The 10,931-nt window shown below is 75.0% G+C and carries 8 protein-coding genes; 5 read left to right on the forward strand and 3 right to left on the reverse strand.

What is annotated here, in order from left to right; genetic code table 11:
* Positions 1 to 213 precede the first annotated feature (213 nt).
* The 4 genes from E1258_RS08450 (at position 214) to E1258_RS08465 (ending at position 5,494) form a co-directional block, all read left to right on the forward strand.
* Positions 214 to 1,434 carry an ROK family transcriptional regulator gene (locus E1258_RS08450; protein WP_132398425.1) on the forward strand — a complete coding sequence of 407 codons (1,221 nt, stop codon included), beginning with the start codon at positions 214 to 216 and terminating at the stop codon, positions 1,432 to 1,434.
* Positions 1,435 to 1,679: 245 nt separating this feature from the next.
* The gene (locus tag E1258_RS08455) at positions 1,680 to 4,160 is read left to right on the forward strand and encodes a glycoside hydrolase family 3 C-terminal domain-containing protein (protein ID WP_132398427.1); all 2,481 of its coding nucleotides are present in this window, start codon (positions 1,680 to 1,682) and stop codon (positions 4,158 to 4,160) included.
* Positions 4,161 to 4,209: 49 nt separating this feature from the next.
* The gene (locus E1258_RS08460; RefSeq protein ID WP_132398435.1) at positions 4,210 to 5,232 is read left to right on the forward strand and encodes a LacI family DNA-binding transcriptional regulator; all 1,023 of its coding nucleotides are present in this window, start codon (positions 4,210 to 4,212) and stop codon (positions 5,230 to 5,232) included.
* A complete protein-coding gene (locus E1258_RS08465; RefSeq protein ID WP_207919474.1) occupies positions 5,222 to 5,494 on the forward strand; it encodes a glycoside hydrolase N-terminal domain-containing protein in 273 nt (90 codons plus the stop codon). The genes E1258_RS08460 and E1258_RS08465 overlap by 11 nt, the downstream gene beginning before the upstream one ends.
* Positions 5,495 to 5,790: 296 nt before the next feature.
* Here E1258_RS08465 and E1258_RS08475 read toward each other — a convergent pair whose 3' ends face one another.
* From E1258_RS08475 to E1258_RS08485, 3 genes are all read right to left on the reverse strand, one after another.
* A complete protein-coding gene (locus E1258_RS08475; RefSeq protein WP_132398429.1) occupies positions 5,791 to 6,819 on the reverse strand; it encodes an ABC transporter ATP-binding protein in 1,029 nt (342 codons plus the stop codon).
* The gene (locus E1258_RS08480; RefSeq protein WP_371688585.1) at positions 6,816 to 8,348 is read right to left on the reverse strand and encodes an ABC transporter permease; all 1,533 of its coding nucleotides are present in this window, start codon (positions 8,346 to 8,348) and stop codon (positions 6,816 to 6,818) included. The genes E1258_RS08475 and E1258_RS08480 overlap by 4 nt, the downstream gene beginning before the upstream one ends.
* 62 nt (positions 8,349 to 8,410) lie before the next feature.
* Positions 8,411 to 9,454, reverse strand: coding sequence for an iron ABC transporter substrate-binding protein (locus E1258_RS08485; protein ID WP_132398431.1), 1,044 nt, complete (start codon positions 9,452 to 9,454; stop codon positions 8,411 to 8,413).
* A 109-nt stretch (positions 9,455 to 9,563) separates the two neighbouring features.
* Between E1258_RS08485 and E1258_RS08490 the strand changes: the two genes are divergently transcribed.
* On the forward strand, positions 9,564 to 10,931 hold a 1,368-nt coding region (locus tag E1258_RS08490; RefSeq protein ID WP_165949686.1), incomplete at its 3' end, for an AMP-binding protein.

Raw genomic sequence — 10,931 nt, forward strand, 5'->3', positions numbered from 1 at the left:
CTGACACGCGGGGCTTGCGGAGCACGAGCGCCCGGCTAGGATTAGTTGGGTTACTAGCCGAATAAACTAATCGACGGTGATCCAGCCCACAAGGGAGCGGCGGCCGCAGGGCGACGAGGCGCGCGGCGGCCGGTGGGGTGCCGGGGTGCGCGATGATGGACGCGCGGACCGACCGGGGGATCGCGCACCGGCAGCGCAGGGAGCGGGCAGATCTTGATCAGCAGGCAGAACGACCCGCAGCCGACGGACCTCGGCGACGTCCGGGTCGCCAACCGGGCCGTGGTGCTGCGACACGTCCGGGTGCACGCCCCCTGCTCCCGGGCCGACATCGCGGCACGCACCGGGCTCAACAAGGCCACCGTCTCCAGCCTCGTCACCGAGCTGATCGAGCGCCGGCTGGTGCGCGAGACCGGGCTGACCGAGCACCGGGTCGGCCGCCCGGCCACCATGCTCGTCCTCGACGGCGAGCCGTACGCCGCCCTCGGGCTCCAGATCGGCGCCGACGAGCTGGTGGCGGTCGCCGTCGACCTCGGCGGCAACCGGCTGCTCACCTGGCGCCGCGCCTTCGCCGCGGCGGCGGCGACGCCCACCGAGACGGTACGCGCCCTCGCCGCCCTGGTCCGCCGGGCCACCGCCCGGGTCACCGGCGACGGGCGGATCCTGCTCGGCCTGACCGTCGGGGTGCCGGGCCTGGTCGACGCGGTCGGCTGCGTGCCCCTGGCCCCCGCGCTCGGCTGGCGCGACGTCCCCCTCGCCGCCCAGCTTCGCGCCGCGCTGCGTGATGTGGACTTCACGGTCACCGTCGACAACGAGGCGAACCTCGCCGCCCTGGCCGAGCAGCGGCACGGCGCGCAGGCCGGCGCCACCGACCTGGTCCACCTCACCGGCGGCGCGGGAATCGGCGTCGGGGTGATCGCCGACGGCCGGCTGCTGCGCGGCAAGCGGGGCTTCGCCGGCGAGATCGGGCACCTGTGCCTCGACCCGGCCGGCCCCGCCTGCGCCTGCGGGCGGTCCGGCTGCCTCGAGGCGCTGGTCGGGCTGCCCGCCGTCGTGCGTCGGCTGCTGCCCGACGCCGCCGAGGACGGCCCGGTAACCGACTTCCTTCCGGAACTCGACCGGCTGAAGGCCCTGGCCGGGCAGGACGACCCGACCGTACGGGCCGGGCTGGCCGAGACCGGCCGCCACCTCGGCCGCGCGGTCGCCGTGCTGGCCGACCTGCTCAACCCCGAGGTGGTGCTGGTCGGGAGTCACCTCGCGACGTTGGGGCCGTGGCTGCTGCCGACGGCCCGGACGGAGCTGGCAGCCCGGACGCTGACGCCGGAGGCCGGCGGGTGCCGGCTGGAGGCGTCCACGCTGGGGGTTACGGCCGCCGCGCTCGGCGGCGCCACGGCAGCCCTGGCCACCGTCGAGAGTGGTCGGCTGCCCGCCCGCTGACGTCTGAACCCGTGGCCGTCAGCCCTTGACCGCATCGGCCCGGTGGTGCCAACCTCGGAGCAGCCGTCCCGTCCGGGCAGTCGGGGCGGCCTGGTTCTTCGCCGGTTGTCGAAGCGCTTCACCGCGTCCGGGTCGACAGCCGCACACCACCACCTCCGCGATGCCAACCGTCACGGCGGTCGTCGAAGCGCTTCGACCTCCCGCCTGGGCAGTGCGGCTAGCCCATGGAAGGTAACCGATCCACCATGACCGACAGCACCGGCCGGACGCCCGGCCCGTCCCCCGCCGCCCGCGTCGACGACCTGCTGACCCGCCTCACCCTGCCGGAAAAGATCGGACTGCTGCACCAATGGCAGGCCCCGGTCGCCCGGCTGGGGCTGCCGCCGTTCCGCACCGGCACCGAGGCGCTGCACGGGGTGGCCTGGCTCGGCACGGCCACGGTCTTCCCACAGGCGATCGGGCTGGCCAGCAGCTGGAACGCCGAGCTGGTGCGGTCGGTCGGCGCCGCCGTCGGCGACGAGGTGCGCGCCAAGCACAATGCCGACCCCGAGCGGGTCGGCCTGAACGTCTGGGCGCCGGTGGTCAACCCGCTGCGCGACCCCCGCTGGGGACGCAACGAGGAGGGCTGGTCCGAGGACCCGTGGCTCACGGGGCACCTCGCCACCGCGTACGCCCGGGGTCTGCGCGGCGACCACCCCGACCGGCTGCGGACCGCGCCGACGCTCAAGCACTTCCTGGGCTACAACAACGAGACCGACCGTGCCACCACCTCCAGCAACCTGTCACCTCGGGTGCTGCACGAGTACGAGTTGCCGGCGTTCCGCGCGCCGCTGGCGGCCGGCGCGGCGGTGGCCGTGATGGCCTCGTACAACCTGGTCAACGGGGTCCCGGCGCACCTGAGCCCGTTGATCGAGGGCGAGCTGCGTCCAATGGCCACCGACGACATCATGGTCGTCGGCGACGCCGGGGCGGCCACCAACATCGCCGGGGTGCAGGGTCGCGAGCGCGACCACGTCAGCGGCTTCGCCGCCGCCCTGCGCGCCGGGATCGACAACTTCACCGAGGACGACACGAACAGCGCGCTGACCGCCAACCGGATCGGCGAGGCCCTGGAGCGCGGCCTGATCACCACCGCCCACGTCGACCGGGCGGTCCGGCGGATCCTCAACGTCCGGCTCCGCCTCGGCGACCTCGACCCGGCGCACGAGGACCCGTGGGCCGACGCGGCCCCGGACGTCGTCGACTGCCCGGCACACCGGGAACTGGCCCGCGAGGCCGCCCGGCAGGCCGTCGTGCTGCTGCGCAACGACGGCCTGCTACCTCTGGCCCCGCGCCCGGGGCTGCGGGTCGCCGTGCTGGGCCCGCTCGCCGACGCGGTGTACACCGACTGGTACAGCGGCACCCTGCCGTACGCGGTCAGCACCCTCGACGCCCTGGCCGCGCGGGTCGACACCGTCACCAGCCACAACGGCGCCGACCGGATCGCGTTGCGCGCCAAAGACCGCTACGTCCGCTGCGCGACCGACGCCGACGGCGGCCCGCTCACCCTCGACGCGACCGCCGCCACCGACGACACCTGGCTCGACGTTTTCGACTGGGGCGCGGACACGGTGGCGCTGCGCGCCGTCGCCAACGGCCGGCACGTCGGGGCCGACGACGACGGCGCCCTGGTCAACGACCGCGCCCAACCAGGCGGCTGGGTGGTCCGGGAGACGTTCCGGTTCCGGCCCGGCCCCGACGGCACCGTGCTGCTGCACCACCTCGCCACCGACCGGTACGTCACCGCCGGCCCGGACGGGCAGCTCCGCGTCGACGCCGCCGGGCCGGACCTGGCCACCGTGTTCGCCGTGGAGCTGATCACCGACGGCGCGGCCGAAGCGGCTGCCCTGGCCGCCGACGCCGACGTGGTGGTGGTGGCGCTCGGCAACCACCCGATGATCAACGGGCGGGAAACCGAGGACCGGGAAGACCTGGCGCTGCCGGCCGGGCAGGAGGCGCTGCTGCGCGCCGCGTACGCCGCCAACCCCCACACCGTCCTCGCGCTGACCAGCAGCTACCCGTACGCGATCGGGTGGGCCGAGGCCCACCTGCCGGCGGTGCTGTGGTCGGCGCACGGCGGCCAGGAGCACGGGGCGGCGCTGGCCGCGGTGCTCCTCGGCGACGCCGAACCGGGCGGACGGCTCACCCAGACCTGGTACGCCGACGCCGCCGAGCTGCCCGACCTGCTCGACTACGACATCATCGACGCCGACGCCACGTACCTGTACTACCGGGGTGACCCCCTGTACCCCCTCGGCCACGGGCTCGGCTACACCCGCTTCGATTACGCTGACCTACGGCTCAGCGCGGCGTCGGTGACCCCCGACGGGGAGGTCGAGGTGCGCGTCGAGGTGACCAACAGCGGTGCCCGCGCGGGGGAGGAAGTGGTGCAGCTCTACACCCGGCAGCGGCGCTCCCGGGTCAAGCAGCCCCTACGCCAGCTCCGGGGCTTCGCGCGGGTCACCCTCGCTCCGGGTGAGCGCGAGGTGGTGCGGCTGCGGCTGCGCGCCGCCGACCTGGGCTGGTGGGACGAGTCCCGTGGCGCCCGCGTGGTCGAGGACGCCGCGCACAGCGTGCTGGTCGGCCGGTCCGCCACCGACATCCGACTCGTCGGCACGCTCACCGTCAGGACGGCGTCCGCCGACGCGCCGGCCAGGGAGGCCACGGGTGCCGGCCGGTCCCGGTGACCACGGCACGCGCCTGCCAGCGGCGGCGCGGCCCGCGAAGTCACCCGACCTGGTCACCATCTCCGACGTCGCCCGGCACGCCGGGGTCGCGGTCAGCACCGTGTCGTACGTGCTCAGCGGCAAACGGGCGATCTCCGAGGTCACCCGCATCCGGGTGCTGGCCAGCATCCGGATGCTCGGCTACCACCCGAACGCCGGCGCGCGCGCCCTGGCCAGCCGGCGGGCCAACGTCGTCGCGCTGGTGCTGCCGCTGCGCTCCGGGATGCAGGTGCCTGTGGTGATGCAGTTCGCCATGGCGGTGGTGACCACCGCGCGCACCGTCGAACACGACGTGCTGCTGGTCACCTCCGACGAGGGGCCGGCGGGGCTGCGCCGCATCGCGGCCAGCGCCATGGTGGACGGCCTGCTGCTGATGGACGTGGAGATGCACGACTCGCGGGTGCCGCTGCTGCGGGAGCTGGGCCGGCCCAGTGTGCTGATCGGCTTCCCCTCCGACCCCACCGGCCTGACCTGTGTCGACCTCGACTTCCACCGTGCCGGCGCGCTCTGCGTCGAGCATTTGGCCGGGCTGGGCCACCGGCGGATCGCCCTGCTGGGCCCCCCGGCCGCCGTCTACGACCGGGGCACCGGCTTCGCGCACCGGACCCGCAACGGCATCGTCGACGCCGCCGCGCGGCTCGGCGTCGACACCGTGGTCCGGCCCTGCGAGGAGGGCACGGCAGCCGTGCGCCGCGAACTGGTCGAGCTGCTGGACCGGTGGCCGGACCTGTCGGGGCTGATCGTGCAGAACGAGTCGGCGGTCGGGCCCGTGCTGGCCACGCTGCCCACCCTCGGCCGGCGGGTGCCTGAGGACGTGTCGGTGGTCGGCATCTGCCCCGACCAGTTCGCCGAGCAGGCCAGCCCCCGGCTCACCTCGGTGCCCGTGCCGGCGGAGGAGGTCGGCCAGCAGGCGGTGTCGCTGCTGATGCGCAAGGTGCACGGCGAGCCGGTGCCGGACGCCACCCTGCTCGAACCCCGGCTGACGATCCGCGACAGCACGGCCGCCGCCCGGGGGTTCGTCGGTGAGAGTTGACCTGCCCGCGTCCGCCCACCGCGTCTGGGACGACTCGCCCGCCGCCGGGTGGGAGGACGCCTTCCTGTCCGGCAACGGCGGGTACGGAATCATGGTGCTCGGAGACCCGTACGCCGAGCGCGTCATCGTCAACCACCACCACTTCGTGCTGCCCAACGGCACCCACGACGCCCAGCCGCCCCGGCTGGCCCACCTGCTGCCCCGGCCTGGCTGTCCGGCGCGGACTGGCTGCCGCACCCCCTGTACGAACACCACCTGGTGACCGGGGAGCCGCTCGGCGAGCTGGCCGGGTGGCTGACGGAGGCCGCCGAGTTCTTCGCCGACGTCCTCACCGTCACCGACGCCGACGGCACGGCGATCGTGGTGCCGTCGTACTCGGCCGGGACGGGCCCGCTCGACGACGACGGTTGGCCGGTGCACCTGGCGGTCAACGCCACGATGGACATCGCCGCCGCTGGGCCGCCCTGGCCACCGCCGACGCCGTTCGCTGATGAGCTCGCACAATCCGGGCCGGCAGACCTACAACGCCGACGCCGCGCGCACCTGGGACCTGTCCGGCTATCCGGCGTACGCCCGGACCTCGCCGCGCACCGTGACCGCGACCTGCGCGCCGGCGGCGAGCGCGGACCCCTCGTCCAGGGTCCGCGCGGTGAGCACAGTGCCGTCGTCGAGCCGCAGCGTGGTCAGCGCGTCGTGACCGTGGAAGTCCTGCCGGACCACGGTGGCCAGCGGCCCGCCGGTGGCGGCGAGGCGGATCTGCTCCGGCCGGATGAGCACCGTCGCCGCGCCGCCGGTCGCCGCGCCACGCAGCGGCAGCCGGCCCAGCGGGGTCAGGGCGACCGCGTCGTCGACGGTGGCCGGCAGCAGCACGGCGTCGCCCACGAACCGGGCCACCCAGGGCGTCGCCGGGTCCCGGTAGACCTCGGCGGGCGGTCCGCACTGGACGATGCGCCCGGCGTCCATGACGGCGACCGCGTCGGCCATGGACAGCGCCTCGCCCTGGTCGTGGGTGACCAGGACGGCCGTCGCCCCGTCGGCCCGCAGCGCCTGCCGCACGTCGGCGCGCAGCTCGCCACGCAACCGCGCGTCGAGGGCGCTGAACGGCTCGTCGAGCAGCACCAGCGGCGGCCGGGGCGCGAGCGCGCGGGCCACCGCGACCCGCTGCTGCTGGCCGCCGGAGAGCTGATGCGGCATCCGGGGGCCGTAGCCGTCGAGCCCGACCAGGGCGAGGACCTCCTCGACGCGGCCGGTGCGGCGGGCCGCCCGGTCCAGCCCGTAGCCGACGTTGTCGGCCACGGACAGGTGCGGGAACAGCGCCCCCTCCTGGGGTACGACGGCGACCCGGCGACGGTGCGGCGGCACGTGCACCCGGTCGGCGGCGACCGGTCGGCCGGCGACGGTGATGCCGCCGGAGTCGGCCCGCTCGAACCCGGCGACGCAGCGCAGCAGGGTGGTCTTGCCGCAGCCGGACGGGCCCAGCACGGCCAGTAGCGCGCCCCGCCGCACGTCGAGGTCGACGCCGGCCAAAGCGGACACCGTCTGGTACGACTTGGTCAGCCCGGCAACGGCCAGCATCGTCTCGGTCATCGGGTGCCTCCGGGGGCGGTCGGGCCGGCATCGGTCAGTCCGGTGCGCGCCGCGAGCAGCCAGGTCGGCACGGCGGCAAGCGCGACGAGCAGCGCCGCGTACGGCGCGGCGGCGGCGTACGCGGCGGTCGAGGTGTGCGTCCACAGCTCGGTGGCCAGGGTGTCCATTCCGGTCGGGCGCAGCAGCAGCGTGGCTGGCAGTTCCTTCATGCAGGTGAGGAACGTCAGGGCCGCCCCGGCGCCGATCCCGGGCAGGGTCAGCGGCAGGGTGACCGTGCGGAACACGGCGAACGGGCCCCGGCCCAGCGACCGCGCGGCCTCCTCCACGGCGGGCGGGCTCTGCGCGGCGGCGGATGCCACCGCCCCGACGGCCAGCGGCAGGAACAGCGTCGCGTACGCCAGCGCCAGCAGCCACCTGCTCTGGTAGAGCGGGTACGCCACGTTGACGGCGAAGAACACCAGGGACAGCCCGATCACCACGCCGGGCAGGGCGTGCGCGACGTAGGTCAGCCGCTCCAGCACGGTGGTCACCGGGCCGGGCGCGCGGGCGGCGAGCAGCCCCACCGGGAGGGCGAGCAGCATGGTGAACGCCGCGCCCGCCAGTGACACCGACAGCGACCCGCCGGCGGCGGCCGCGACCTCGGCGAGGGAGCCGGGGCGGGACACCCCCGCGCCGAGCCAGCGGGCCAGCCCGAACGCCGGCACGCCGAGGGCCAGCGCGTCGACCGCGAGCAGGGCGGACAGGGCCGGCCACCGCAAGCGGCGAAGCGCCAGCCGCGCGGGCGGACGCACGACCGTGCTGGCGTACCGGGCGTCGCGGGTGCGGGTGCCCAGCTCCGCGCCGATCAACAGCACGGTGAGCACGACCAGCACGGTGGAGAGCACCAGCGCCCCGGTACGGTCGAAGCCCAGGTTGAACGCGGTGAAGATGGCCCGGGTGAAGGTGTCCACCCGCACGATCGACACCGCGCCGAAGTCGGACAGGACGTACAGGGCGACCAGCAGCGCGCCGGCGGCCACGGCGGGCCGGATCTGGCGCAGTGTCACCCCGACCAGGGTCGCCCACGGGCCCCGGCCCAGCGAGCGGGACACCTCCTCCTGCCCGGGGTCGGCCCGGCGCAGCGCGGCGACGGCCGGCAGGTACACGTACGGGTAGGAACAGACGGTCAGCAGCAGCGCCGCCGCCCAGAAGCCCTCGAAGCCGTCCACCGTGGCGGTCCAGGCGAACCCGGCGACATACGTGGGCACTGCCAGCGGCAGCGCCGCGACGACGCCGAGGGCGCGACGGCCCGGCAGGTCGGTGCGGGCGACCAGGAACGCGGCCGCGACGCCGAGGACGACGCAGGCGGCGGTGACCACGGCGGCCAGAGCCAGGCTTCGCCCGGCGAGCATGGCGACCCGGGCGGTGAACAGCTCGGCGGCGATCCGGTCGCCGCCCGCCTCGCCAGCCCGCACGGCGAGGTAGACCAGGGGCAGCAGGGCGACCGCGACGGCGGCGGCCGACGCGGCGGCCAGCCCCGGCCGGAGCAGGACGCGGCGCGTCGACCGCCGGGCCTCGGCGGGGGCCTGGCGGTCGACGGTGCGGACGCCGTTCAGGCCAGCCCAGCTTCCTTGATCATGTTGACGGTGACGTCGAGCGTGTCGAGGTCGTTCAGGTCGATCTTCGGGGCGTCGAGGTCGGCGAGCTGCGGCAGGCCCGGCACGGCCGACACATTGGCGGTCAGCGGGTACTCGAACGTCTGGGTGGCGAAGTGGGTCTGCGCCTCGGTACCGAGCAGGTAGTCGACCAGCGCCCGGGCGTCGGGATCGGTGCCGGCGCGGGTGAGCACGCCGACCCCGGCGGCGTTGACCAGCCCGCCGGTGTCGCCGTCGGGGAAGAAGTGCAGCCGGGCCTTGAGGGCGGACGCGTCGCCGCCGCGCTCCTTGGCCAGCTCGTAGACGTAGTAGTGGTTGACCAGACCGGCCGCGAGCTTGCCGGCGTCGATGTCGGCGACGATCTGCACGTTGCCCTCGCGGATCTGCGGCTCGTTGGCCTTCAGCCCGGTCAGGAACTCCCTGGCCTTCGCGTCGCCGTGCTGCACCCGCAGGGCGGTGACGAACGCCTGGAACGAGCCGTTGGTCGGGGCGACGCCGACCCGGCCCTTCCACTTCGGGTCGGTCAGCTCGAACACCGACGCCGGTAGCTGGTCCTTCGTCACCTGGTCGGCGTTGTAGGCCAGCACCCGGGACCGGCCGCTGACGCCGACCCACTGGCCGCCGGTGGCCCGGTACGCGGCCGGCACCCGGTCGAGCAGGTCCTGCGGCAGGACGGCGAACAGGCCGGCCTTGGTGACCGCGCCGAGCGCGCCGGCGTCCTGGGCGAAGAAGACGTCGGCGGGGCTGCGGTCGCCCTCTTCGAGCAGCTGGGCCGCCATCTGGGCGGTGGTGCCATAGCGGACGTCGACGGTGACGCCAGAGGACTTCTCGAACTTCTCCAACACCGGCTTCACCAGGCTCTCGCTGCGACCGCTGTAGATGGTCAGCCGCTTGTCGCCCGGTTTGCCCGGGTCACCCTCGTCGCCGCCGCAGGCGGTCAGGGAGAGGAGACCCGCCAGGGCGGTGGCCAGTACGACGCTCAGACGCTTCTGCACAGGCAAGGATTACCTTACCTGCGAGTCGTGAGGCAAATCCATCTCCGCTGTGGCCAGGAGTGATGTCCACCTCCCCCGCGTCTCACTGAGGATTGGCTGCCCTAACCTAGCCGCCATGTGTGTCCTCCCCGGCGTCGAGCCGGTGCCCTTCGCCGCCGCCCTGGGCAGCCACGGCGACCGCCCGGCGGTACTCACCGCCGACGGCCGGCTCAGCTACCGGGAGCTGGCCGACCGGGTCGCCGAGCTGGCTGCCCACCTCGGCACCGCCCGACGGCTGGTGCTGCTCGCCGGCGCCAACCGGGTCGACGAGCTGGTCGCGTATCTCGCCGCGCTGACCGCCGGGCACCCGCTGTTGCTGGCACCCGGCGACAACGACGCGGCGACGGCCGCCCTGGAGCGGGCGTACGACCCGGACGTGGTGCTGCGCCGGGTCCACGGGGCCCTCACGGTCGACGAGCGACGGCCGGCCAGCCGGCACGAGCTGCACCCCGAGCTGGCGCTGCTGCTGAGCACCTCCGGCTCGACCGGGTCGCCGAAGCTGGTCCGGCTGTCCCGGGCCAACCTCCAGGCCAACGCCGAGGCGATCGCCGCCTACCTGCGCGTGCGGCACACCGACCGGGCGGCCACCACCCTGCCGATGCACTACTGCTACGGCCTGTCGGTGGTCAACAGCCATTTGCTGCGCGGCGCCGCGCTGGTCCTCACCAACCGATCGGTGGCCGACCGGGACTTCTGGGAGCTGTTCCGCGCCGCCCGGGGCACCGCCCTGGCCGGCGTGCCGTACACCTTCGAGCTGCTGGACCGGGTCGGCTTCGCCGAGATGCACCTGCCCCACCTGCGCTACGTCACCCAGGCCGGGGGCCGACTCGACCCCGACCGGGTGACCCGGTACGCGGCGCTCGGCCGACGCCGGGGCTTCGACCTGTTCGTCATGTACGGCCAGACCGAGGCCACCGCGCGAATGGCGTACCTGCCGCCGCACCTGGCCGCGACCCGGCCCGAGGCGATCGGCGTGCCCATCCCCGGCGGGTCGTTCCGGCTGCGCCCGCTGCCCGACCGGCCGGAGCCGGACACGGGCGAGCTGGTCTACACCGGCCCCAACGTGATGCTCGGCTACGCGCGGACCCCGGCCGACCTGGCCCTCGGCCGCGCCGTCGAGGAGTTGCGCACCGGCGACGTGGCCCGCCGGGCCCCCGACGGCCTCTACGAGATCGTGGGGCGGGTCGGCGGGCTCGCCAAGGTCTTCGGGCTGCGTGTCGACCTGGCGCGCGTCGAGGAGCAGCTTGCCGCGCGAGGGGTCGCCGCGTGCTGCGTCGGCACGGACCGCGAGCTGGTCGTGGCGGCAACCGGCGGTCCCGACGTGCAGCGGGTGCGGCGGCTCGCCGCCGCGGCGGCCGGCCTGCCGGCGCGGGCCGTTCGGGTGCACCCGGTGGCCGAGCTGCCCCGGCTCGGCAACGGCAAGCCGGACCGCGCGGCGCTGCGC

The organism is Micromonospora sp. KC207 (genome assembly GCF_004348615.1).
Lineage (GTDB): Bacteria > Actinomycetota > Actinomycetes > Mycobacteriales > Micromonosporaceae > Micromonospora.

Bases quoted from the DNA above. Each gene is read 5' to 3' on its own strand.
- E1258_RS08455 (WP_132398427.1), top strand. From the start codon at position 1,680: ATGACCGACAGCACCGGCCGGACGCCCGGCCCGTCCCCCGCCGCCCGC.
- E1258_RS08475 (WP_132398429.1), bottom strand. From the start codon at position 6,819: ATGACCGAGACGATGCTGGCCGTTGCCGGGCTGACCAAGTCGTACCAG.